This window comes from Streptomyces sp. CNT372 (genome assembly GCF_000377145.1).
Window position 1 is genome coordinate 380,633 of sequence record NZ_KB897778.1, and the last position, 23,412, is coordinate 404,044.

The 23,412-nt window shown below is 75.0% G+C and carries 17 protein-coding genes and 1 pseudogene; 6 read left to right on the plus strand and 12 right to left on the minus strand.

The annotated features are described in order from the left end of the window. Nucleotides 1-88 precede the first annotated feature (88 nt). The 9 genes and pseudogenes from C593_RS29040 to C593_RS0107040 form a co-directional block, all read right to left on the minus strand. Nucleotides 89-2,665 (minus strand): tetratricopeptide repeat protein, encoded by a 2,577-nt coding sequence (locus C593_RS29040; protein ID WP_078521230.1) that lies wholly within the window; start codon nt 2,663-2,665, stop codon nt 89-91. After that, entirely contained in the window at nt 2,662-4,002 is a 1,341-nt protein-coding gene (locus tag C593_RS0107005; protein ID WP_078521232.1) for a hypothetical protein, read from the minus strand. The genes C593_RS29040 and C593_RS0107005 overlap by 4 nt, the downstream gene beginning before the upstream one ends. A gap of 84 nt (nt 4,003-4,086) precedes the next feature. Then, nucleotides 4,087-5,130 carry a glutamate ABC transporter substrate-binding protein gene (locus tag C593_RS0107010; protein WP_018846586.1) on the minus strand — a complete coding sequence of 348 codons (1,044 nt, stop codon included), beginning with the start codon at nt 5,128-5,130 and terminating at the stop codon, nt 4,087-4,089. A 17-nt stretch (nt 5,131-5,147) separates the two neighbouring features. Beyond that, entirely contained in the window at nt 5,148-6,545 is a 1,398-nt protein-coding gene (locus tag C593_RS0107015) for a hypothetical protein (protein ID WP_026277434.1), read from the minus strand. 1,060 nt (nt 6,546-7,605) lie between these two features. Continuing rightward, entirely contained in the window at nt 7,606-8,592 is a 987-nt protein-coding gene (locus C593_RS0107020) for a BadF/BadG/BcrA/BcrD ATPase family protein (RefSeq protein WP_018846588.1), read from the minus strand. Beyond that, entirely contained in the window at nt 8,583-9,848 is a 1,266-nt protein-coding gene (locus C593_RS0107025; RefSeq protein ID WP_026277435.1) for a 6-phospho-beta-glucosidase, read from the minus strand. The genes C593_RS0107020 and C593_RS0107025 overlap by 10 nt, the downstream gene beginning before the upstream one ends. Nucleotides 9,849-9,854: 6 nt before the next feature. After that, nucleotides 9,855-10,082, minus strand: a pseudogene (locus C593_RS31370) (carbohydrate ABC transporter permease); the annotation flags it as partial. 105 nt (nt 10,083-10,187) lie between these two features. Then, nucleotides 10,188-11,390: an ROK family transcriptional regulator gene (locus C593_RS0107035; protein WP_018846591.1), complete on the minus strand. Its 1,203-nt coding sequence runs from the start codon at nt 11,388-11,390 to the stop codon at nt 10,188-10,190. 217 nt (nt 11,391-11,607) lie between these two features. After that, nucleotides 11,608-12,675 carry a mechanosensitive ion channel family protein gene (locus C593_RS0107040; protein ID WP_018846592.1) on the minus strand — a complete coding sequence of 356 codons (1,068 nt, stop codon included), beginning with the start codon at nt 12,673-12,675 and terminating at the stop codon, nt 11,608-11,610. Nucleotides 12,676-12,926: 251 nt separating this feature from the next. Here C593_RS0107040 and C593_RS0107045 point away from each other — a divergent pair, with 251 nt between their 5' ends. Further along, the gene (locus C593_RS0107045; protein ID WP_018846593.1) at nt 12,927-13,463 is read left to right on the plus strand and encodes an HNH endonuclease; all 537 of its coding nucleotides are present in this window, start codon (nt 12,927-12,929) and stop codon (nt 13,461-13,463) included. Between the two features lie 281 nt (nt 13,464-13,744). Here C593_RS0107045 and C593_RS0107050 read toward each other — a convergent pair whose 3' ends face one another. Further along, the gene (locus tag C593_RS0107050; protein ID WP_018846594.1) at nt 13,745-16,765 is read right to left on the minus strand and encodes a beta-N-acetylglucosaminidase domain-containing protein; all 3,021 of its coding nucleotides are present in this window, start codon (nt 16,763-16,765) and stop codon (nt 13,745-13,747) included. A 301-nt stretch (nt 16,766-17,066) separates the two neighbouring features. On the opposite strand from C593_RS0107050, the gene C593_RS0107055 reads away from it, so the two are divergent. The 5 genes from C593_RS0107055 to C593_RS0107075 all read left to right on the plus strand — a co-directional run bounded on the left by C593_RS0107055 (nt 17,067) and on the right by C593_RS0107075 (nt 21,188). Next, the gene (locus tag C593_RS0107055; protein ID WP_018846595.1) at nt 17,067-17,336 is read left to right on the plus strand and encodes a hypothetical protein; all 270 of its coding nucleotides are present in this window, start codon (nt 17,067-17,069) and stop codon (nt 17,334-17,336) included. Between the two features lie 321 nt (nt 17,337-17,657). After that, a complete protein-coding gene (gene malQ / locus C593_RS0107060) occupies nt 17,658-20,024 on the plus strand; it encodes a 4-alpha-glucanotransferase (RefSeq protein ID WP_018846596.1) in 2,367 nt (788 codons plus the stop codon). A gap of 23 nt (nt 20,025-20,047) precedes the next feature. Continuing rightward, nucleotides 20,048-20,278 carry a hypothetical protein gene (locus tag C593_RS0107065; protein WP_018846597.1) on the plus strand — a complete coding sequence of 77 codons (231 nt, stop codon included), beginning with the start codon at nt 20,048-20,050 and terminating at the stop codon, nt 20,276-20,278. Nucleotides 20,279-20,467: 189 nt separating this feature from the next. Beyond that, on the plus strand, nt 20,468-20,881 hold the full coding sequence (locus tag C593_RS0107070) for a hypothetical protein (RefSeq protein WP_486591084.1): 414 nt from the start codon (nt 20,468-20,470) through the stop codon (nt 20,879-20,881). A gap of 37 nt (nt 20,882-20,918) precedes the next feature. Beyond that, a complete protein-coding gene (locus C593_RS0107075) occupies nt 20,919-21,188 on the plus strand; it encodes a transcriptional regulator (protein WP_018846599.1) in 270 nt (89 codons plus the stop codon). A gap of 102 nt (nt 21,189-21,290) precedes the next feature. Here the strand turns inward: C593_RS0107075 and C593_RS30915 are convergent, their stop codons facing one another. Both C593_RS30915 and C593_RS0107085 read right to left on the minus strand, forming a co-directional pair. Next, nucleotides 21,291-21,857, minus strand: coding sequence for a hypothetical protein (locus C593_RS30915; protein ID WP_018846600.1), 567 nt, complete (start codon nt 21,855-21,857; stop codon nt 21,291-21,293). Nucleotides 21,858-22,111: 254 nt separating this feature from the next. After that, nucleotides 22,112-23,212 carry a selina-4(15),7(11)-diene synthase gene (locus C593_RS0107085; protein ID WP_018846601.1) on the minus strand — a complete coding sequence of 367 codons (1,101 nt, stop codon included), beginning with the start codon at nt 23,210-23,212 and terminating at the stop codon, nt 22,112-22,114. Nucleotides 23,213-23,412: the final 200 nt, after the last annotated feature.

Sequence of the window (23,412 nt, forward strand, 5' to 3'; positions counted from 1 at the left end):
CTCCGCAGAACCGGTCGCCGGATTCGACCGGCTCCTCGCAGCCGGGGCAGGCGCGCCCCTCGGCCGACTGGTGCATCCGCGCCATCAATCACACCCACGTCCGGGGGCGGTAGCGGTTCGCCCGCTCCACCAGCTCCATCCGCTCCTCCCCGTGCTGGGCGAGCCGGGCGAGGACCCGGAAGGAGCGCTCCAGTCCGAAGCGCAGGCCGCGCTCGTCCAGTTCACTGCCGAGCAGCACCGTCGGTGCGCTCGGTCCTGCGGAAGCGGTCGCGGCGGACGGCAGGGCTCCGGGACTTCCGGAGAGTACCCAGTCGAGCGCCGTCCCGAGGACCTCCGTCGCCAGCCGCTCCCGGCGCACCGCGTCGAGACCGAAGCCGGCCAGCCCCTCGACCTGCGCCCCCGCGGCCACCAGGTCGTGCAGCAGCGGCTCCTGGGGGCCCCGGCCCCGCAGCCGGGAGCGGACCGCCGCCACCCGCGCGGCCGTGTAGTGGATCGACGCCTCCGGGACCGACTCCAGGGTGCGTACCGCCCCCTCCCGGTCCCCGGCCGCGATCTGGACCCGGGCGAGCGCGAACGCGGCGCTCACATAGGACGGATCGGTCGTCCACACCAGCCGGTAGTAGTCCGCCGCGTTGTCCAGCTGGCCCAGCACCTCCGCGCACAGGCCCAGCGCGAGCTTCGGCGCGCACTCGCCGGGGAACGCGTCGTACACCGCGTCGAAGGACAGGGCTGCGGACTCGTGGTCGCCGGTCACCAGGGCCGTGACACCCCGGTACCAGACGACCCGCCAGTCGTCCGGACGACTGCTCTCCAGCGCGGCCACCACCCGCACCGCCGAGGCCGTGTCGCCGGTCTCCAGCCGGGCACGCAGCTCGCGCAGCAGGGTCTCCGTCGAGGAGGGGACGCCGTGCAGGGCGGTGATCAGCTCGGCCGGGGCGGCGGCCATCAGGCCCGCCAGGAAACCGGCGTTGGGGTCGTTCGGGTCCACCCGGGGGGCGGGCAGGGCCAGGACGGCGGCCCGGACGTCCGGCGCGGCGGGCTGCCGCCCGGCGGACGGGGAGGGGAGGAGGCCCGGTGGCGCACCGGCGGCGCCGGGCGCGCGCTGCGCGGGCACGCCCGGCAGACCGCCCGGCCCCCGCGCCCCCGCGCCCATCCGCCCGGCGGCGTCCCGCCCGGCGCCGGTCCGGGAGCCCAGCGCGGAGACCTCGCCCGCCCGCTCCTCGAACAGCACCGTGTCCGGTACCCGCAGTTCCGGGCCGAAGAGGGTCGACATCGCCGGCCGCGGCCGGCCCGTCTGCATCGCGACGACCTCGCGCAGCACCCCGGTGAGCTGTTCGGCCATCTCCTGGGCCGAGGCGAACCGCCGCGCCGGGTCCGGGTCCGTCGCCCGCACCAGCAGCCGGTAGAACGACTCGTACGTCCGGAACACCGGGATGTTCTCGGGGTCGGGCAGGGAGTCCGTGAAGAGGGTCGTGTAGCCCTGGAAGTCGAAGGTGAGCACCGCGAGGGTCCGCGCGACCGTGTAGAGGTCGGAGGCGACGGACGGGCCGACCTCGGCGACCTCCGGCGCCTGGTAGCCGACCGTGCCGTAGATCGCCGACTCCTCGTCGTCCATCCGGCGGACCGCGCCCATGTCGATCAGCTTCAGCCGGTCCTGCTGCTGGATCGCGTTGTCGACCTTGAAGTCGCAGTACAGGAGGTTGCGGCTGTGCAGGTGGCCGAGCGCCTCCAGAGCCTCGATGCCGTACGCGCACGCCTGCTCCACCGGCAGCGGGTCGCGCCGGCCGTCCGGGCCGCGGCGCGCGTTCGCGATCTCCTTCAGGGACTTGCCGCCCACGTACTCCATGACGATGTAGCCGTCCAGGGAGCCGGTGCGCTGGTCGAGGTGCTCCACGAAGTTGTAGATGCGGACGATGTTGGAGTGCTCGATCTCGGCGAGGAAGCGCCGTTCGGAGATCGCCGCCGCCATGGCGTCCTGGTCGCCCGTGTCCAGCAGGCCCTTGAGGACCACCCAGCGGTCGGAGACCGCGCGGTCCACCGCCAGGTACACCCAGCCCAGGCCGCCGTGGGCCAGACAGCCCACCACCTCGTACTGGCCGTGCACGATGTCGCCGGACTTCAGCTTGGGCACGAAGGAGTACGGGTGGCCGCAGCGGGTGCAGAAGCCCTCGGTGCGGCCGGGCCGTTCGCCACGGGTGCGGCCCACCGGCGCCCCGCAGTCGGAGCGGGAGCAGAACCGCTTGCGCTCCGGGACCTCCGGGTTCGCCATGACCGCCGACCGAGGGTCGGGCCGGGGCACGTCCGGGACGGCGACCAGCCCCGCGCCCAGCCGGTTCCGCCCGGACGCGGCCGTCGAGGAACCCGTACTGCGCACGGACACCGAACGGGACGAGGTGCTGCTCCCCGTCAGCGAGCGGGAGAGGCGGCCGGAGACCGAACGGCGGGAGGACGAGGAGCGGGCCGACGCCCGGGAGGAGCGCGAACTGCCGCGCGCGGACGAGGAGCCGTGCCCGCCGGCCGCGATACCGGTCGGCGGGGAGGACACCATGCCGGTGGCGGACACCACGGGTGCCAGCCCGCAGGTGCCGCAGTACAGCTCGCCGCCGCCCATGTCCTCGTAGGAGCCACCGCAGCCGGGGCGCTGGCAGGTGCCGTTCTCGCTCATGAGTCCCCCCTGCGGTCCTCGGGCGCGGGCCCGGCCGCTCTCGGCGCGACCACGTCGGCGACCGCGTACTGGTAGCGCAGGACCGCCTGTTCGGCGGCGCGCAGGTCGCACGGCGCGCTCCACAGCATGCGCCGGGCCGCGTCGTACCGCTCGATCAGCAGGGGGTCCTCCGCGGTGCCGTGCCGGGCCGCCTTCGCCTTGTAGGCGTCGAGCCGGCCGCGCAGCTCCGCGCGCACCGCGAGCGGCGCGGTGACGGCGGTCAGCGACTCGCGGGCGCGGTGCAGTTCGTCCTCCGCCTCCCGCTCCAGGGACTCCAGCAGCGGGGAGAGCCGGTGCCACTGGGCGTGCCGGCGGAACTCGGCGGCGGCGGCCAGGCGTTCCTGGAGGACGGTCGGCGGGCCGCTGACGGCGGGGACCTCGGAGGCGGCTATCTTCGCCAGCACCTCGCCCCGTGCGGCCCGGGCCTCGCTCAGGGTCCGGTCGGCGCGGGAGAGCACGTCCCGCAGCCGGATCAGCCGCTCCTCGGAGTCCTGGCGGACGCCGAGCACGGCCTCGATCTCCCGGCGGACCTCCTCCAGGGCGCGGGCCGCCCGGTCGTAGCGGCCGGTGTCCGGCCTGCCGCCGCCGGGGGCGGAACTGCCGGGCGCGGGACGCCAGAACGCCAGCGGGTCGGAGAGCACCTCGGCCCGCAGCGCGGTCAGCTCCTCGGTGATGGACTCCAGTTCGTCGCCCGCGGGGTGTTCGCCGGGGCGGACCCCGACCGAGTGGGCGAGGGAGCGGGTACGGCGCAGCTCGGCGGCGAGCAGGTCGATCCGGGCGGGCAGGGCCGACCAGACGGCGTCCGCGGTGATGATGGTGTCGAGGGAACTCGCGTACAGCTCGTTCATCCGGGCGACCAGCTCCTGGAGGGTGAACTCCTCGGCCAGCCTCGCCGGTCCGGTCAGGGACGGGCCGGGGTGGGCCGCGGCCGGTCCGGGCACGGTGACGCTGCGGCCGCGCAGCCGCTCGGTCAGCTCGACCAGGTCCTCGCGGCTGGACCAGCGGCGGCGGGCACGCAGTTCACGCAGTGCGGTGAGGGCCCCTGTGTAGGCGTCGAAGTAGGTCCACAGCAGGGTGATCGACTGCTCGGCCGCTGCCCAGCGCTCCTTGGTCGCGCCGGTCAGCTCGGCCCCTTCGAGAAGCCGGCGGCCGGCGTGCTCCTGGAGCGCGAGGAGGGAGGTCTCGACCGCCTCGTGCTCGGCGCCGAGCCGCGCCAGGGCGCGGTCCGCCTCGTCCCGGTCCATCACCGGTCCGTGGGGCGTCCCCGCAGGATCCGGGAAGGGGCCCGCGACTCCCATCGATCACCTCTCCGTCCGTGCGGGCCCGCTGCCCGCGCCGCCTGCCGTCCTGCCGCCGTCCCGTCGTGCGCCGCGCCCCGAGCCCTACCCGTCCCGGTACGTGGGCTGCGGCGGGCCGCTGATCCCGGGCAGGTCGGCCTTGAGCCACTTGTCGTACGCGGCGGTCCAGGCCCCCTTCCGGTACTCCTCCAGCACCCGGTTCACCCGGCGCACCAGGTCGTCCTTGCCCAGCTTGGTGGCGACCCCGTAGTACTCGGTGGTGAACGGCTTGTCGCCCTTCAGCTCGATCGACGGGTCCTGCGCGGCCTGCCCGGCGGCCAGGGCGTTGTCGGTGACGATCGCGTCCACCAGGCCGAGCTGGAGCCGGACCAGGCAGTCGAGCTGGTTCGGCACCGTGAGCAGGTCCTCGTCCCCGGGCTGCCCGTCGTGCTCGTCCTGGAAGACCGCGCCGAAGCTGTTCTTCTCCAGGGCCTCGTACGCCGTGGAGCCCTCGGCGGAGCAGACCCGCTTGCCCGCCAGGCTCTCGTCGTACCCCGTGATCGGGGAGCTCTTGGGCGCCAGGACCTGCTGGCCCGCCTGGAAGTACGCGGTGGAGAAGGCGACCTGCTCGATACGGCTGCAGCTGATCGTCATGGTGCGCACCACGACGTCCACCCGGCCGCTCTCCAGCGCGGGGATGCGCTGGTTGGTCGGTATCGCGCGGAAGATGACCGCGTCGGGGCTGCCGAGGATGTCCTGCGCTATGGCGCGGGCCAGGTCGATGTCGAAGCCCTCCAGGTCGGACGGCTGGTCCGGCCCCTCGGCGGGCTTGCGGTAGCCCCAGCGGTAGCTGTTCTGGTCGACGCCGACGATGAGCTTGCCGCGCTCCTTGATGGCGTCGATGTTCGGTCCGCCGGCCGCGGAGGGCCGCAGGGACGCCTCCGGGTCCTCGCAGTCGTCCGCCCGCTGCGGCGCGGCCGCGCTCTGTGGGGCGGCCGGTCCGGCGCTCAGGGCGTCCGCGGCGCCGTGGGACAGCGGCAGCAGGGTGGCGGCGGCCGTCAGCGCGCAGGCGGCGGCCATCGTGGCGACGCCGCCCCAGCCGCGCAGCCCGCGCCGCAGCGGACGGCCGGCCGTGCCGTGGTCCTCCATCGTTCGCCTCCCCTCCCTCACCGGTACTCCGACAGTCTGCGGTTGATGCCGAGGATCGCGGCGACCGCGCCCAGCACGGCCAGCAGCGCGGCGCCGGCGGCCAGCCCGGTCAGGGCCGCGCGCCCGCCCTTCGCCGCCTCGGTGAACTCGTGCTGCTCGTGCTTCAGCGCCTCGGCGAGTGCCGCGTCCACCGCGTCGAAGGACTCGGTGGTGGAGCCCTCGGCGCCGATCACCTTGCGCAGCGCGCCCTCGTAGTCGCCGCCCTGGTCGGAGCGGGCGACCTCGGCGTGCCGCTCCTGCCAGTCGCCGACCGCGCGTATCGCCTGCTCGACGGGGCGGCGGCCCTCGTCGTCGTCCGCGTGGCGCAGGGCCAGCTCCAGGGAGTCGTCCAGCCAGCCCATGGTCTGGCCGTACTCCGCCGCGTACTTGTCGTCCTTGCCGTCGTCGGTGAGGACGGCGCCGCGGGCGACCAGGGTGAGGTTCTCGTTGGCGCGGGCCTGGAGGGCGTTGATCCGGGCCTCGTTGAGGACGTTCAGCGAGCGCTGGGCGTGCACCTCGGCGTCGTTCAGCCGGGCGCTCGCGAGGGCCTGGGCGCCGGTCATCCACAGCAGGACCAGGGCGCAGGCGACGGTGGCGGCGAGCAGCCCGTGGTTGAAGACGCGGTTGGTGCGGCGGTAGTTGCGCCGCTGGGCCCAGCCGAGGACGGAGAGGGCGAGGACCCCGGTGGCCACCGACAGCAGGGGCCAGAAGCGGGCGTCGTCGTAGTCCGCCTTCAGCCGGTGGGACTCGGCCCGGTGCAGCTTCTGCGCGGCGGGCAGCAGGTCCCGGGTCATCAGGTCGTTCGCGTACCGCAGGTAGGCGCCGCCGAGGGGGCGGCCGAGGCGGTTGTTGGCGCGGGCGGTCTCGATCAGGCCCGTGTACCGGGGCAGATGCTCGTTGAGGTAGGCGATCTGGCGGCCGGACTCGCTGGTGCCGTCGGTGTGTGTGGCCGCGGTGACCAGCAGCCGGGAGGCGCGGGCGATGTCCTGCTCGTACCGCTTCTTGACGGCGGCGGGCTCCTCGGCGCCGGCCAGGAAGCCGGTGGAGGCGGCCGTGTTGGCGTCGGCGAGGGAGCGGTAGACCGAGGCGGCGTCCTGGCTGAGCGGCTGGCTGCGCTCCACCACGTCGTGCGCGGCGGACGCCCGGTCGGAGACCTCGAAGGCGGTGACCGCGCCGAACACCACCATCAGCGCGGCGAGTACCGCGCCGATGATCTGGAGCCGGCCCGGCTCGGTGGTCGCGGCGGCGCGCAGCCGCCGGCGGAACTCCGCCCAGGGGCCCGGCCCCTGGGCGGGACCGCCCGGTGGGCGCGCGGGCGCGGGCACGGCGGCGGGGGGCGGCGTGGGCGCCGCGCCCACGCTCGGCGGGTGTGTCACGAGACCTCTCCCCCTCGGTCGCTGACGGCCCGCCCCCCGGCGGGTCCTGGGATGACTCCCGGCCAGCAGTATGGCCGCAGGGGACTCCTTCACACCACAATTGACTGGATCTTGCTCCTCGCCCGGCCCCGGCGGCGACCGCCGTCGTGCCAGGTCCGACTCCCCACCGCGTCCCCACAGTGAATACGTGCGCCGCGCGCGCCCGGTTCCCGCCGAACGGGTGAATCCAGCCGGGGTTCCGCGGGTCCGCGGGAACCGGAGGCCGGGACCCGGGGGTCCCGGCCGGCCCCCCGGGCCCGGGCCCTCGCCCGGCCACCGCATCCCCGGCCTTGCCGGGCCGGGGATGCGGGCATCCGGCCCTGAAGGCCGGGACGAGATCGGCCGCTGACGGCTGATCACGGCCCGCCTCCCGGGCCACCGGGCCCGGAACGGGGCGGTCGAGCAGCGGCCCGGGCGCCCGGCGGCACCCAGGCGCCCGTGGACCCGGGAGAGCGGGACTTCAGCGGGCCGCCGGAGGCCGCTCCGATCGGGCGGGAGCGGGCCGCCGAGCACTGCCCCCGGAGGCCGGGGCGCGATCGGACCGCCGAAGGCCGGCCTTGGCGGGCCCGGGCGCGCCCCGGCAACCCGGCTCGGGAGGCCGGTACTGATCGGGTCGCTGGAGGTCAGCCCCCGCCCGGCCTCGGGGGTCCGGCCCCGGAGGGTCGGGACTCGCCGGGGTGTTGAAGGCTGACCCCGGTCGGCGGTTCCTCGGCCAACCCCGACCGGGCGAACCAGGGCCACCGCAGCCCTGCCTCCGTGGCCCGGGGCCCCGGCAACCCGGCTCGGGAGACAGGGACTTCATCGGACCGCCGAAGGTCGGCCGTCGCACCCGGGACCAGGCCGCCGAGTACCGGCCCGGTGGCCCGGGGGCCCGGCGGCACCCGGCGCCCCGGCAACGGCTCGGGAGACAGGGACTTCATCGGACCGCCGAAGGCCGGCCCCCGCCCGGGCCCGGGGGCACCCGGGGCGTGCTGCCGGGCCACCGGACGCACCCCCCGGGCGGGCCCGGGTACCCCCCGGCTCACCCCTCGTAGCGCGCCCGCAGTGCCCCCGCCGCCCCCGGGGCCGCCCCCGTGCGGTCCAGGCCCAGGAGGGCCGCGCCCAGTACCGGAGGGGCCGTCACCACCCGGATCACCGCCTTGGGGGCCCGCAGCGCCAGCAGTTCGGTGAGGTCGGCGTCCAACTGCGGGTGCCGGGCGGCGAGGACGCTGCCGCCCAGGACCAGCGGAACCACCTCGTCCAGGAGTTCCAGCCGCCGCAGCGCGACCACGGCCATCGCGACGACCTCCTCCGCCTGCCGCCGCACCAGCGATCGCGCCACCGGGTCCCCGGCCGCGCTCGCCGCGAACAGCAGCGGTACCAGCTCGTGCCGCCGGGTCAACGGCACCCGCCCCAGGTGCAGCGCCTCGATCAGCTCCCGCATCGAGCCCAGCCCGAAGTGCGCCGGAAGCTCCCGTGCCAGCGCCGACGCCTCGCCCCGGCCGTCCTCGGCCCGTGCCGCGCACCACAGGGCCTCGTCGGCGAGCCCGCCGCCCCCGCCCCAGTCGCCGGAGATCTTCCCGAGCGCCGGGAAGCGGGCGGTGCGCCCGTCGGGCAGCATGCCCACGCAGTTGATGCCCGCCCCGCAGACCACCGCGACCCCGCGCGGCTCGTCCACCCCGGCCCGCAGCACCGCGAAGGTGTCGTTGCGGACCTCGGTGGTGCGGCCCCAGCCCCGCGCGTGCACGGCGGCGGTCAGCTCCGCCTCCTCCACCGGCAGATCCGCGTTGGCCAGGGCCGCCGAGACATGCCCGGCCCCCTCGACCGGCGTCCCCGCCGCCCGCGCGGCGGCCAGCGCCCCGCCGACCGCCTCCGCGAGCACGTCCACGGCCGCCGCCACCCCGACCACCGGTGGCTGGAAGCCGCCCGCCCGCCCGGTGCCCAGGACCGTGCCGTCGGCGGCGACGAGGGCCGCGTCGGTCTTGCTGTTCCCCGCGTCCAGGGCGAGGACCGCGGCTCTCAGGCCCACGTCAGATGCTCCCGGTTGTGTGCGATCAGACGGTCCGTCAGCCGGTCCGCGTACGCGTACTGGCCGATCAGCGGATGGGCGAGGAGGGCGGCGAACACCCGCTCCCGGCCGCCGTGCAGGGCCGCCCGCAGCGCCAGGTCCTCGTACGCGGTCACGTTCGCGATCAGCCCCGCGTACAGGGGGTCGAGCGGGGCCACCGGCAGCGGGGCGGCGCCCTCGCGGCCCACCCGGGCCTGCACCTCGACCACCGCGTCGTCCGGGAGGAAGGGCAGCGTGCCCCGGTTGAGGGTGTTCACCACCTGCACCGGGCTGCCGCCCCCGCCCAGCAGCGCCGCCGCCAGGTCCACGGCGGCCTCCGAGTAGAACGCCCCGCCCCGCTCGGCCAGCAGCTCCGGCTTCTCGTCCAGGGCCGGGTCCGCGTACATCTCCAGGAGCCGCCTCTCCATGGCCGCGACCTCGGCGGCTCGTGAGGGCTTGGTGCGCAGCTCCTCCACCACCTCGTCGTGCGCGTAGAAGTAGCGCAGGTAGTAGGAGGGGACCACGCCGAGCCGGTCCAGCAGGGCGCGGGGCAGGCGCAGATCGGAGGCGACGGTGTCGCCGTGCTCGGTGAGCAGCTTCGGCAGGACGTCGGCGCCGTCGGGCCCGCCGAGGCGGACGCCGGTCTCCCAGGTGAGGTGGTTCAGTCCGACGTGCTCCAGGTGCACGTCGGCGGGCCGCACGTCGAGGAGCTTGGCGAACTTGCGCTGGAGGCCGATGGCCACGTTGCACAGCCCGACCGCCTTGTGCCCGGCCGCCAGCAGGGCGCGGGTGACGATGCCGACCGGGTTGGTGAAGTCGATGATCCAGGCGTCCGGGCTGGCCCGGCGCACCCGTTCGGCGATGTCCAGGACCACGGGGACGGTGCGCAGGGCCTTCGCCAGCCCGCCCGCGCCCGTGGTCTCCTGGCCGACGCAGCCGCACTCCAGGGGCCAGGTCTCGTCCCGTTCGCGGGCCGCCTGGCCGCCGACGCGCAGCTGGAGGAGGACGGCGTCCGCGCCGTCGACGCCCGCGTCCAGGTCGGCGGTGGTGGTGATCCGGCCGGGGTGTCCCTGCCGGGCGAAGATCCGCTGGGCGAGGCCGCCGACCAGCTCCAGCCGGTGGGTGTCCGGGTCGGTCAGGACCAGTTCGGTGATCGGCAGGGTGGTGCGCATCCGCGCGAAGCCGTCGATCAGCTCGGGGGTGTAGGTGGAACCGCCCCCCACTACAGCGAGTTTCATGAGCCCTCAGCCCTTCACTCCGGTCGGTGTGACGCCCTCGGTGAGGGCCTTGTGCGCGAAGAAGAAGACCGTGATCACCGGCGTGGTGATCAGAACGGTGGCGGTCATGGTCAGGTTCCAGTCGGTCCGGCAGGCGCCCTTGAAGGACTCCAGGCCGTAGCTCGGGGTCCAGGCGGCCGGGTTCTCGGAGGCGTGGATCTGCGGTCCGAAGCAGTCGTTCCAGCAAGAGAGGAAGGGGGATGGGGAGGGGCTCCGGCGGGGCGGGGACTCACAGTGGGCGGGACGGGACTTGCGGCGGGCGGTGGCAGGGCCTGAGGGGAGGCGGGGCGGGCGCGGGGGTCAGCGGGTGGTGTCGAAGACCTCGTCGCGGGTGGCGGCGAGCGCGGTCTCCAGGGCGCCGCGCAGCACCGGGCCGTGCCGAACCGACCCGGCGACCAGCTTCGGGCGGGGCGCGGCCAGCTCGGTCAGTTCGGCCCGCACCCGGGTGAGCAGCGGCTCCCCGCCGGCGGCGATCACCTCGCCGGCGAGGACGACGAGCTCCGGGTCGAGCACCGCGACCAGCGAGGCGAGACCGGTCGCGAGGCCGGTGGCACAGGCGTCGAGCAGGGCGCCCTGGGCGCCGGTGTCCGACTCGGCGGCGCGGGCGAGCAGGGCGGCGGCCACTTCGGCGTGCGGGCCGCTGCCGATGTCCGCGATGCCGAGGTCCCGGGCGATCCGGGGGAGGACCTGGGCGCCGGCCAGTTCCTGGAAGCCGCCGCTGTTGGCCTTGGCGACCTGCCGGACCAGCCGCGCGCCGGGCACCGGAAGGAAGCCCACCTCGCCCGCGCCGCCGGTGGAGCCCCGGTGCAGCCGGCCGCCGATGACGACGGCGGCGCCGAGGCCCTCCTCGTTCCAGAGCAGCACGAAGTTCTCGTGGCCGCGGGCGGCCCCGAGGCGCTGTTCGGCGACGGCGGCCAGGTTCACGTCGTTCTCGTACTCGACGGGCATAGGCAGGGCCGCGGCCAGCTCGTCGAGCAGGGTGGGGGAGTGCCAGCCGGGCAGGTGGGAGGCGTAGCGCAGCCGCCCGGTGGACGGGTCGAAGGCGCCGGGGGTGCCGACCACCAGGCGGTGGACGTCGGCGCGGGTGACGCCGGCCGCCTTCACCGCCCCGTCGAGGGCCTCGGTGACCTGGCGCACCACGCCGTCCGCGCGCCGCCCGGGGGTGGCCAGTTCGAACTCCCCGGCGACCGCGCCGGTGACGTCGGCGACGGCGGCCCGGATGCGCAGCGGGGTGACGTCGAGCCCGGCGGCGTACGCGGCGCGGGGGTTGACCGCGTAGAGCTGGGCGCTGGGGCCGGGCCGTCCCTCGGTGGTGCCGGTGACGACGACGAGCCCCGCGGCCTCCAGCCGGGCGAGCAGCTGGGAGGCGGTGGGCTTGGACAGGCCGGTGAGCTTGCCGATCCGGGTCCGGGACAGGGGGCCGTGCTCCAGGAGCAGATCGAGCGCGGCCCGGTCGTTCATGGCCCGCAGGACCCGGGGGGTCCCGGGGGTGGTACCGGCCATGGCGTTCTCCCTGTCCGGGTGCACGGGTGCACGGGTGCACGGGTGTGCGGGTGCACGGGTGTGCGGGTGCACTGTTAGGAAACTTTCCTGTTCGATGGGGGGAAGGTACGGCGCACCGCCCGCCCCCGTCAATGGCACACGCCCCCGGACAACTCCTTCGTTGTCCGGGGGCGTGTGCCATTGACGGGGGCGGACCTCGGGCCGCCGCGCTCCTGCCCTACTTCGACAGGGAGGGCGGTGGTATCGGCGACGCCGCCATGGACTGCGGGGAGATCTGCGAGGCGAACGCGGAGGGCGCGGCCATCGCGGCCGTCGGGTCGGCCGCCGCCTCCTCGGCCGCCTGCGGCAGCCCGCCGACGATCCGGATGCCCGCCGCGTCGAACGCCCGCTTGATCCGCCAGCGCAGCTCCCGCTCCACCCCGAGGGCCTTGCCCGGCATGGTCTTGCCCGCGACGCGGAACGTCATCGAGTCCAGCAGCACCTCGGTCAGGCCCAGCACCTCGACCGGGCCCCACAGCTGCTCGTTCCACGGCTCGGCCTTCGCCAGATCGTCCGCGACCTCGGAGATCACGGACTTGACCTGGTCCAGGTCCTCGCCGGAGCCGACGGTGACGTCCACGGCGGCGGTCGCCCAGCCCTGGCTGAGGTTCCCGATCCGCTTGATCTCGCCGTTGCGGACGTACCAGATCTCCCCGTTGTCGCCGCGCAGCTTGGTCACCCGCAGTCCGACCTCGATGACCTCGCCGGACGCCACGCCCGCGTCGATCGAGTCACCGACCCCGTACTGGTCCTCCATGATCATGAACACGCCGGAGAGGAAGTCCGTGACCAGGTTGCGCGCGCCGAAACCGATCGCCACACCCGCGACACCCGCGGAGGCGAGCAGGGGCGCCAGATTGATGTTGAACGCGCCCAGGACCATCAGGCCCGCGGTCCCCAGGATCAGGAAGGACGCGATCGAGCGCAGCACCGAGCCGATGGCCTCCGAGCGCTGCCGGCGCCGCTCGGCGTTGACCAGCAGACCGCCCAGGGCGGTGCCCTCCACGGCCTGCGCGGACCGGTTCATCCGGTCTATGAGCTTGGTCAGCGCGCGGCGCACCAGCATCCGCAGGGTCAGGGCCACGGCGAGGATCAGCGCGATCCGCAGTCCCGTGTTCAGCCAGTCGGCCCAGTTCTGCTCCACCCACCCCGCGGCGTCCGTCGCTCTCTTGGCGGCTTCGTCGAGGGTGACGGGAGGGGTCGTGGGGTCGGCGTCCGCGCCGACGGCGGACCAGAACGCGGTCACGAGGGAACCTCCAGGGCGTGTAAAGGCGAGCCTCGACAAGGCTAGCGGCGGCCGGAGGCCCTACCGACGCGTTCGCGCCGACAGGAGACAAGGCTCACGACACGGGGAGAAAAAGGGCGGAACCACCTGTGGTGGAAAACACCTCCGGCCCGTTACACGGACGTGGTGGCGTTCCGAGGCGCCATGAGGCGAAACTGAAGGGAGATCGTCCCGGCGCGAGCCACGCGCCGCCGGCGTACAAGGAGGCATCCGTGCCGCATGTCCTGGTCCTCAACGCGTCGTACGAGCCGCTCGGCGTCGTACCGCTCCGCCGCGCGCTCGTCCTCGTCCTCGAGAACAAGGCCCTCTGTCTGGAGGAGTCCGGCGCCTTCCTGCACAGTGCGACCCGCGTCGTCGCCGCGCCCAGTGTGGTCCGGCTCAAGCGGTTCGTCCGGGTCCCCTACCGGGGGCCCGTTCCTCTTACCCGCAAAGCGCTCTTCGCCCGCGACGGCGGGCGCTGCATGTACTGCGGTGGCGTCGCAACCAGCGTCGACCACGTCGTTCCGCGCAGCCGCGGGGGACAGCACGTCTGGGACAACGTGGTGGCGGCCTGCCGCCGCTGCAACCACGTCAAGGCGGACCGGCACCTGCGGGAGCTCGGCTGGCACCTGCGCCACCAGCCCGCCCCGCCGAGCGGCCTCGCCTGGCGCATCATCGGCACGGGCCACCGCGATCCGCGCTGGCTCCCCTACCTCCAGCCCTACGGCGCGGACGACGCCATGGCCCGCATCGACGGCGTCTCCGCGTAGCGCGGCTTCCGCCGCGTCCGTGGTCCGGGCCGTACCCTCGGCGGCCCGCGTGTCCCGGGCCACTCCGGCCCCTCGTTCCGAGCCGCACCCCAGCCCCCGCCGCGGTGGGGGCGTTCGTCCGGGCAGGCGCGGGGCGCGCCTGCCCAGGGGGCGTTCGCCGGTCCGGGCGCCGGTCCGGGCGTGTGGGGGCGCGCCGCCCCCGCCGGGCGCTCGCGCGCTGCCTGCCCCGCGCGGCCTGGTGGCCCTGGTCGACGCGCCCCGGCGCCCGCCCGCGGGCCCGGTCAGTCCGGGGCGTCGGCCGGGGGTGACGGCTTCTTCGGGGCGACCGCGTACGCCTCCGCCGAGAAGAGGGAGTAGCCGTACTCCGTCGCCCGCTCGTCGCCCTGGACACGCAGGAAACGGGTGCCCCTCGCGTCGATGCCCACCGCCTCGCGGCCGCCCCGGCCGTCCGTCACCGTGGCCGCCGTGCGCCAGACGCGTCCGTCCGCGGAGACCTGTATGCGGTACTTCGTCGCGTACGCGTCCTGCCAGTGCAGGACGACCCGGCCGAGGTGCTCGGGGCGGGGCAGCTCCACCTGCCACCAGGCGCTCGGGCCGGCGGCCGAGGACCAGCGGGTGGCGGCGTCGCCGTCCACCGCCGCCGACGCCGGGAAGTCCGCGGTCTCCTCGCTCGACGCGGACACCGACGCCCCCGGGGCCCGGGCCACGTCCGGCCCGGCCGTGCGCGGGGAGGCGCGGACGGTCAGGGTGCCCTCCTGCCCCTCGAAGGAGAGCGGCACCTCGTACTCGCCGGCCGGGGTGCCCTCCGGGACCGTGACCTCCACCGGGACGGTGGTCCGCAGCCCTCGCGGCACCGTGGTGCGCTCCGGGACCTTCACCTCGATGCCCTTGGGCGGCTTCGCCGTGAGCGCCCCCCGCACCTCGTCCGGCCGCTTCGCGGTCAGCTCGACCCCGGTGCGGCCCGGAGCGCCGCCGATCTCCGCCTCGGTCCGGGGCCGCTTCAGGGCCAGCCCGGCCGCGGGCTCGTCCGCGAACCAGGGGACCAGGGCGCGGACCGGCACCGTCTCGCCCTCGTCCGCCGAGACCCGCAGCCCGTCCACGCTCAGCCCGCCCGTGTCCGTCTGGGTCCAGCCGTCCGCCGACAGCGGGGCGAGCCGCCGCCAGCCCTCGCCCGGCACATGGCCCTCGACCCAGCCCCGCGACGCGGCGGCGGGCTCGGTCATCGCCGTGACCTCGGCCACCGGACGCGGCCGGGGCAGTCGCACCTCGCCCGTGCCGGACCCCGCCCCGCCGGAGCTCGTCCGGTCGGCGCCCGTCCACGCCCGGGACTCCTTCTCCGCGCGCGCCAGGAAGGCGTCCAGCACGCCCTTGCCCACCGTCGCCCGGCTGCCCGCGATCCGGTCCCGGACCGGTTCCAGCGCCAGCGAGGCCCGCCAGGCCGCGCGCCCGTCCCCGGCCGACTGGGACCGGAGCATGTCGACGGCCAGCTCGCCCGCCGTGCCGTAGCGCGCCAACTGGTCCAGCCAGGGGCGCGACTCGCGCGCCAGCGACCCGCCGTCGACCTCCCGCAGCCGGGCCGGCGCCTCCCGCATCGCCGTGAACGCCGTGCGCAGCGCGGCCGCCGACCGCTCCCGGGCACCGGCGTCCCCGGCGGCGCGGGCCGCCCAGAACGCGTCCAGCAGCGGCCGCAGGTACGCGGACTCGGCGTCGGGGGAGAGGATCGACGACGCGCCGTTCCCGGCCAGCACCCCCAGCGCCTCGCGCGCCGCCCGGTCCCCGCCCGCCAGTTCGTCCAGGGCCGCCCGCCAGGACTCCCCGGGCCGGTACCCGCGCGGGTTCCACGCGTAGTCCGCGGCCGTGAACAGCGGTACCCGGGAGGCCGACGCCTGCTCCATCGCGTTGGCCAGAAGCACCGCCGAGCCGGTGGCCACCGCCGGGTCACGGCCGGTCAGCGGGCCGAGGAAGAGCCGGTCCTGCGCGTAGTCGTTGATCGGGTAGTTGTCCATGGTGACCAGCGGACGGTCGTCGAACGCCCGCCGCACACCGGCGAGTTCACCGCCGGTGATGGTCCGCGGCACCACCCCGACACCCGTCCACGCCACCCGCACCCCGTCCGCCAGCGCGCCCGCGAGGGCGGTGCGGTACTCGGTGGCCCCGTCCTGGTAGTACTCGGTCGGCATCACCGACAGCGCCTCCGCGCCCGGGTGACGGTCCGCCAGATGGCGCGCGACGGTGTTGGCGACCCGTGCCTGTGCCTTCGCCGCCGCCCGGGGTCCGGAGCCGAAGGTCTCCGCGTCCCGGTCGCAGTGCCACTCGGTGTAGCTGACGTCCTGGAACTGGAGCTGGAACGCCCGGAACCCGAGGGCCCACATCGCGTCGATCTTGCGGGTCAGCGCCTTGACGTCGCCGTCGTCGGCCAGGCACATCGACTGTGCGGGAGCGACCGCCCAGGCGAGGGTGACATGGTTGCTCCGGGCCCGCTCGGCCAGCGCCCGGAACTCGGCGCGCTGCGCGGCCGGGTACGGTTCACGCCACATGGACTGGCGGTAGAGGTCGTCGCCCGCCGCGTAGAGGTAGCGGTTCTGCTTGGTGCGGCCCAGGAAGTCCAGTTGGGCCAGGCGCTGTTCGCGCGTCCAGGGGCGGCCGTAGAAGCCCTCGGTGATCCCGCGTACGGCGGTGCCGGGCCAGTCGCGCACCACCACGCCCGGCACGGCGGCACCCCCGTCGCCGTCGAGGGCGACGAGCTGACGCAGGGTCTGGGCGCCGTGGAAGAGGCCGTCCTCACCGTCGCCGTCGAGGGCGATCGTGCCGCGCCCGTCCACCGCGCCCACCGCCAGGCGGTATCCGCCCGCGGGCAGGTCGCCGCGCTCCGGGGCGCGCAGGGCGCGCAGCGCCGCGGCCGCCTCCGGGCCGCCGACGCGCACCAGCACACCGCGGCCGGGCAGTTGCTCGTGCACGGTGCGTACCCCGGACTGCCGCAGCAACTCCCGCACCAGCGCCACCGTGTGCGGATCGGCGTCCGGGGCGGCGGCGAGGGTCGCCTCAGGGCCCAGCCGCACGGGCGCGTGGACGGTGCGCAGGGACTGCGGGCGGGGCCACACGGACGGCGTCGCGGACGCGTCCCGGCCGTCGGCGCGGACCAGAGGGGCGGTGGGGTACGCCTCCGGGGCGGTGCGCGGCTCGGGCGGGGGCACCGAGGGGGCCGACGGATCGGCCGTCGCGCTCGGGGCCCCGGTCAGCAGGCCGCCGATGACGGCCGCCGCGACGGCCGCGGCCGTCCGCCTCGTTGCTGCGTGCCGCACGCCCCTCTCCTCTCTGCCGCGCCGAGCCCGTGCCGATGGGTCCCACCCCTTGCCGCACGGTCGGCTGCGAGCCCACCACCACGACCGCGAGGGTGTCAATGCGCGTGGTCGTTGTGCACCTTTATGCCGGATGTGGTGGATGATCGGAGCGGAGTCCGTCGTCAGGTGTCTGCCGGCGGAGCGGCGAACGATCTGTGACCCGGGTCACGTTGGCCGGCTGGTTACGTCTGCGGTCGCGCCGGCTGGGTAGGCCCCCCATGACCGTTCACGACCGTTCACGTTCCGCTTGGAGTGATTCACCGTGGCCGTATCCGCGAACCTGCTGCTCGACGCGCTGTCCAAACAGGTCCCGGCGCAGCAGACGCAGATCCCGACCCTCTGCCCGCTCGCGCCCGACGCACCCCTCACCGCCGAGCCGCCCCTCGCCTACGACGCGCCGCTGACCAGCGAGCCGCCCCTCGCCCACACCACCCCCCTGACCAGCGAGCCGCCGCTCGCCGACCTCGCGCCCCTGACCAGCGAGCCCACCGCCCCGGCCACGGCGGGCGGCGGCGACAGCGCGGGATTCTGAGGCTTCTCGTATGGATCGTGACCGGGTGGGCGGTGACCGCGCGCGCGTGACGCGCGCCGGCGTGCACCGGGCCCGCGTGCACCGGGCCCGCGTGACCCGGCTCCGCGCGCCGGGGCACCGCTCTTCGCGGCTCCGCACGCCGGGGCTCTGCTCCCCGTGGCTCGGCTCTCCGTGGCACCGCCGGGTGGCGCGACCGCTCCGCGCCCCCGTCACCCGTTCGGGCTGCCCCGCCGTCGACGGCCCGCTCCGCCGCGCGATAGCGGCACCGGAGTCCGCTCACCGACCCGGCCTGATCCGAATGAGAGACCACGAGGAGTCCGCATGGGCCTTGCCCGGCTCGCCGCGCTGTACGGCGTCGCCACCACGTTCTCGCCGTCCGCGGGGGTGACGCAGACGGTCCCGGACGACACCGTCGTCGCCGTCCTCGCCGCGCTCGGGGTCGACGCCGCCACACCCGAGGCGGTGGCGGTGTCCCTCGACCGCGCGGAGCGGACGGCCGCCGAACGGCTGCTGCCGCCGACCGTCGTCCTCTGGCGCGACCCGCCCGGCCCCGACGCCCGGGCCGGAGCCGCGCCCCCCGACTTCCCCGCGGCGCCCCCCGACCTCTCCGTGGCGCCCCCCGGCCTGCCGGCCGCGCTCAATGACCTCCCCGCCGCGCCCCCCGGCCTCCCCGCCGCGCTCGCCGCCCTGCCCGCCGGTACCACCCTCCGGGTCGCCACGGAGGACGGCGGGGCCCGCAACCTCCCGCCCCTGGCTCCCGCCACACCTCCCGCCCCCGCCGCGCCCCGCGCCGGACGGGTGCGCGGAGCCCTGCGGAAGCCCGCCCCCGCGGACGCGGACACCACGGACGGGACGAGGGCCGCGGCCGCCTGGGCGGCCCTCCCGTACGGGGTGCACCGCGTCGAGGCCGTCACGCCCGACGGCCGCCGGGGGGACGCGGTCCTGGTCGTCGCGCCGAGCCGGGCCCCCGTGCCCGGGGCCCGCTCGCACGGCTTCCTCGTCCAGCTCTACTCCCTCCTCTCCGCGCGCTCCTGGGGCATGGGCGACCTCGGGGACCTCGCCGAACTCGCCGCCTGGTCCGGGCGTGCCCTAGGTGCGTCCTTCGTTCAGGTGAACCCGTTGCACGCGGGTGTCCCGGGCGCCCCCAGTGATCCGTCCCCGTACCGTCCCTCCTCCCGGCGCTTCCCCGACCCGGTGCATCTGCGGATCGAGGACGTCCCCGAGTACGGTCACGCCGACCCCCGGCAGCGCGAGCGGCTGGAGGAGCTGCGGGAGAAGGCCGCCGAGCTGTGCGAGTCCGTGCTCCGCAAGGGCGCGCTGATCGACCGGGACGCCGTCTGGGAGCTCAAGCGCGAGGCCCTGGAGATCCTGCACACCGTGCCGCTCGGACCCGGCCGCCACGCCGCCTACTGCGACTTCCTCGCCGAGCAGGGCCGCGCCCTGGAGGACCACGCCCTGTGGTGCGCCCTCGCCGAGGTGCACGGCCCCGAGTGGGGCGCCTGGCCCGAGGCGCTGCGTGACCCCCGTTCCCCCGAGTCCGCGCGGGCCCGGGGCGAGCTGACCGAGCGGGTGGACTTCCACTGCCGGCTGGCCTGGCTGACGGACGCCCAGCTCGCCGCCGCCGACCGGGCCGCGCGCGAGGCCGGAATGGGCGTGGGCGTCGTCCACGACCTGGCGGTGGGCGTGCACCCGGGCGGGGCCGACGCCTGGGCGCAGCAGGACGTGTTCGCCGCGGGCATGTCCGTCGGTGCCCCGCCGGACGCCTTCAACGCGCACGGCCAGGACTGGGGCCTGCCGCCCTGGCGCCCCGACGCCCTCGCCGCCGCCGGGTTCGCGCCCTACCGGGGCCTGCTGCGGGGTGTGCTGCGCAACGCGGGCGCGCTCCGGATCGACCACGTCATGGGCCTGTTCCGGCTCTGGTGGGTGCCGCAGGGGCAGCCGCCGACCCACGGCACCTATGTCCGCTACGACGCCGAGGCCATGCTCGCGGTCCTGGTCCTGGAGGCGCACCGGGCCGGGGCCGTCGTCATAGGAGAGGACCTCGGCACGGTCGAACCGGGCGTCCGGGAGGCATTGTCGGCGCGCGGTGTCCTCGGCACCTCCGTGCTCTGGTTCGAACGCGACTGGGCGGGCGACGGGCGGCCGCTCGCGCCGGAACGCTGGCGGGAGGGGTGCGTCGCGACCGCCACCACCCACGACCTGCCGTCCACCGCGGCCCGGCTCACCGGCGACCACGTGGACCTGAGGCACCGGCTCGGGCTGCTGGCCCGCACCCTGGAGGAGGAGCGCGCCGAGGACACGGCCGATGTGCGCGAGTGGCTGGACCTCCTGGAGCGGGACGGCCTGCTGCCGGAGGGCGCGGCCGACGAGGAGGGCGGCATCCGCGCCGTCTACCGGTATCTGCTGCGCACCCCGGCCCGCATGGTCGGCGTCTGGCTGCCGGACGCGGTCGGCGACCGGCGTCCGCAGAACCTGCCGGGCACCTGGGACCAGTACCCGAACTGGCGGCTGCCCGTCGCGGACGCCGAGGGCCGCCCGGTGTCCCTGGAGGACCTGGCCGCCTCGCCCCGGCTGCACCGGCTTCTGGACGTCTTCACGGGCGGCGGCACGGGCGCCGGGGACGGCCGCCCGGACACGGTCCCGGCCGGCCCCGGGGCCCCTACGGCACCCCCGGGCGCGCGGCCGTGACGGGCGTTCGCTACGTTGGCACCGTGGACAAGAAGAACGCCTTGCGCGCCGGCGCCGTCGCGGCCGGTACGACGCTGATGATGCTGCTCATGTCGTCTCCCGCGCTCGCGCTCACCCGCGACGACGGCGACGACCCGGGTACCGGCCTGAGCGTGGCCGAGACGCTGGGCCTGTTCGTGATCGCTCCGATCGCGTTGTTCGTGGTGATCACCGGCCTGGTGATGGTGCTCGACAAGTCCAGGAAGCACGGCTGACCCCCGGGCTCTGACCCTTCCTTCGGGGCGCCCCGGGTGCGTACACACGCACCCGGGGCGCCCCTTTGCCATGCTCGCCCGGCCGCGCGCCGGCCAGGTTGCCGCCTCGCCATCTGGTTGCATTTTTGGTAACCGTGAGCGTAATCTGAAAGTGAAAAAAATCGCGAAGCACCGGAGAAGGGGGCGTTCATGGCACAGGAGGCAGACCGTGCGGAGCAGTTGAGGGTCATCGAGGAGGCGCCGGTCCTGGCCCGGCCCGCCGGTTCCGTGGAGCGGCTGCTCGGCCCGCTCTCGGCGGCGGCGCTCTTCGCGGTCGCCGTGACCGCCGCGGCGAACCGGATTCCGCTCCTCGTCGGGTGCCTCGCCCTGGCTGTGGTCTTCGGGATCGTGCTGGGCTGGCGCTGGTTCCACCTCGGGGCGCCGGGGCGCAGGCCGCACACCAAGGTCGAGGAGAGCGTCTTCCTGCTGGCGGTCGTGACCTCGGCTTTCCCCGGCGTGAAGCTCCTCTGGGACAATCCCGCGCCCCTGTCCGACGCGCTCGCCGCGGCCACCGTCCCCGCCGCCGCACTGCTGGCGTACCTCGTCCTGCGTTGGCGGCGTTGACATGCCCGAGCAGCCGAGAGCCAGACTCTCGACCGTGATGCACTCGCCCAACCGCCTCGCGATCCTGGGCGCCCTCCGCCACGTCCAGCAGGCCAACTTCGCCGACCTCCAGGAGGCCCTGGGCCTGTCCACCCCCGAACTGTCCAGGCAACTCGGCATCCTGGAGAAGGACGACCTGATCGAGATCGCCAAGTTCCGCGAACGCCGCCACGCGGTCACCCGCGTCCGCCTCTCCCCGACGGGCCGGGAACGCTTCGAGGAGTACCTGACGGAACTGCGCGCGATCGTGCGGGTCGATATCCCGTAGCGGCCCGTAGGCCCTGGGTGCGTGACCGGAGAACGGCGGCAACCGGCGACGGCAGGACGGAGCCTCGCGCCGTCCTGCCGCCGCGTCACCCGCGGTGGACGCTCACGCCCAAGGCGTCGCGCACCAGATCGCGCTGGCCGCGAGGCTGGCCGCCAGACCGACGACCCCACCCTTCACCGCGATCTTTACGCCACGCTTCGCTGCCTCCTTGGTGATGAGGCGGGCGGCGTCGGACCACTTCTTCTCCGACAGCTTGTTCATGATGGCCGACGTGGCCCCGCCGAGGCCGCCGAGTCCTACCGCCTTGAGCAGGCACTTGCCATAACTGTCTTTGCCCTTGGCTGCCTTGGCGCTCAGGGTCGACTTCGCTCCGGCGGAGGCGACCTGGCGCTCGGAGAGCTCGGTCTCCACGGCGTCCGCGAACTCGGCACCGAACAGGGAGACCGCGGCGGTTCTGTCGAAGGAGCCGTCCGCGGAACGGAGTTCTCCTTCGTGGATGGCTTCCAGGTAGCGCGCCAGTTCGTCGATCTGCTCGTGCGAGACCTCAGTGGAGGTGGAAATCGCGGCGGGTCGAGGTGCGACGGTGGCGGCGTTTGCCGCGCCCACCCCGGTCAGGGTGACGGCGGCGCAGACGACGGATATGAGCGTCGCGCGATGAAACAGCTTCACAAGGGGCTCCATGGTCAGAGGAGTTGGATGCAGGCACTGACACGGCCGACGCGGACGCCGGCCGTATGGGCGACGCCCCCCGGCGTCGTCCCGTGCAAGATCACTCAATCACAGTGATCGACTTCTTCTGTCCCTGTGAGTGCTGATCTGAGCAAGATCTGAGCCATTGCCCGGTTTCGCGGCCCTTCGGTGGTCGTGAGGCGTCCATCTCCAGTGAGTTCATTGCGCATGAGACGCCCACGGCCGCCGCCCCCTCAGGCCGCCCGCCCCGCGGCGCAGCCGGCGTGGGGGGACTGGGGGCGGGGGGCCGGGACGAGGTTCCACCACCAGTCGACGGCGGGGATGCCGAGGGGGTGGTGGCGGGCGTCGGTCGGGGTGGTGGTGAAGGACGGGGGGAGGCCGGCGGGGTCGTCCGGGGTGGTGTAGCGGACGGAGGTGATGCCCCAGTCCTGGGCGCCGCGGATGAAGCTGGAGAGGCCGGCGACGTACTGGCGGAGCTGGGGGCTGCCGTGGCGGGAGAGGTGGTCCGCGAGACGCGTGAAGAGGCACATCACGCGGTCGCGCTGGGCGATGGCGGTGCGCAGGGCCTGCTGCGGTGTGCAGCCCTCGTGTTCCTCCAGGACGCGCAGGGCGTTGAGCCAGTAGCCGGAGCCACGGCGTTCCTTGTGGTGCGAGAAGATGTCGTTGTCCCAGGTGATGACGAAGGACGCCATCTCGGCGGCGGCCCGCACCGGGGTGCTGTCGCGTTCGTGGGGCTGGAGTTCGTAGCCGTGGCCCATCTCCAGCATCGGCAGGACCACGGAGGTGGCGCCGTCGTACAGGCGCATCAGGGTGTAGTCGTTGAGGGTGGGCACGGTGCCCGCGCGGCGGTGGGCCGCCTCCCAGACCACGGAGAAGAAGTACTCGCGCAGGGCGTCCACCCAGCGGGCCGTCTGGCCGGGGGTGCCGTAGCGGTCGACGCGCAGACGCAGGTCGCGCAGCCCGGCCGCGAGGGGGTCGTCGAGGAGCATCGGGGCCTCGGGGTTCTGCGCGACGCGGATCAGCCGGTGCAGAAGTCCGGCCAGCTCGCCAGGCCGGTGGCCCAGTTCGCCCTCCTCGCAGTGGCCGTCGTCGACGCCGAAGAGCCACAGCACGAAGTCCGCGAGGAGGGAGACGACCTCCTCGCGGCCCTCGGGGAGGATCCGCGCCGAGAAGGTGCCGATGTCCTGCGTCACCAGCTTGGCGCGCAGGCTTTCCGAGCCGATCCGGAAGGTCTCCGCCCAGGCCGCGGTCTGGACGTCGATGTCCGCGTGGCGGGGGTGGATGGCCGGGGGTATGGGGGTGAAGAGCGGTGGAACGGTCAGCTCGGGCTCCACGGCGGCGGCCTTCCTCTCGATGCGGGTGCGACGCGTCAACACCGGTGTCACAAGCGCAACTTGCACCTCAGAGTGATCAACTATCGCGCATCGTACTCAGCCACCGTGGCCGATCCAACGGGACGATTCCCCGGCGAATCGGGCGGCACCGGACAGGCGCTGTCCGGAAACGGCCGGGCCCGGGGCCGGAGCGGAGAGAG

What these genes read in the sequence shown, in the direction of transcription:
- C593_RS29040 (WP_078521230.1), bottom strand. Translation starts at nt 2,665, where the DNA reads ATGAGCGAGAACGGCACCTGCCAGCGCCCCGGCTGCGGTGGCTCCTAC.
- C593_RS0107005 (WP_078521232.1), bottom strand. Translation starts at nt 4,002, where the DNA reads ATGGGAGTCGCGGGCCCCTTCCCGGATCCTGCGGGGACGCCCCACGGA.
- C593_RS0107010 (WP_018846586.1), bottom strand. Translation starts at nt 5,130, where the DNA reads ATGGAGGACCACGGCACGGCCGGCCGTCCGCTGCGGCGCGGGCTGCGC.
- C593_RS0107025 (WP_026277435.1), bottom strand. Translation starts at nt 9,848, where the DNA reads ATGAAACTCGCTGTAGTGGGGGGCGGTTCCACCTACACCCCCGAGCTG.
- C593_RS0107035 (WP_018846591.1), bottom strand. Translation starts at nt 11,390, where the DNA reads ATGGCCGGTACCACCCCCGGGACCCCCCGGGTCCTGCGGGCCATGAAC.
- malQ (WP_018846596.1), top strand. Translation starts at nt 17,658, where the DNA reads ATGGGCCTTGCCCGGCTCGCCGCGCTGTACGGCGTCGCCACCACGTTC.
- C593_RS0107070 (WP_486591084.1), top strand. Translation starts at nt 20,468, where the DNA reads ATGGCACAGGAGGCAGACCGTGCGGAGCAGTTGAGGGTCATCGAGGAG.
- C593_RS0107075 (WP_018846599.1), top strand. Translation starts at nt 20,919, where the DNA reads ATGCACTCGCCCAACCGCCTCGCGATCCTGGGCGCCCTCCGCCACGTC.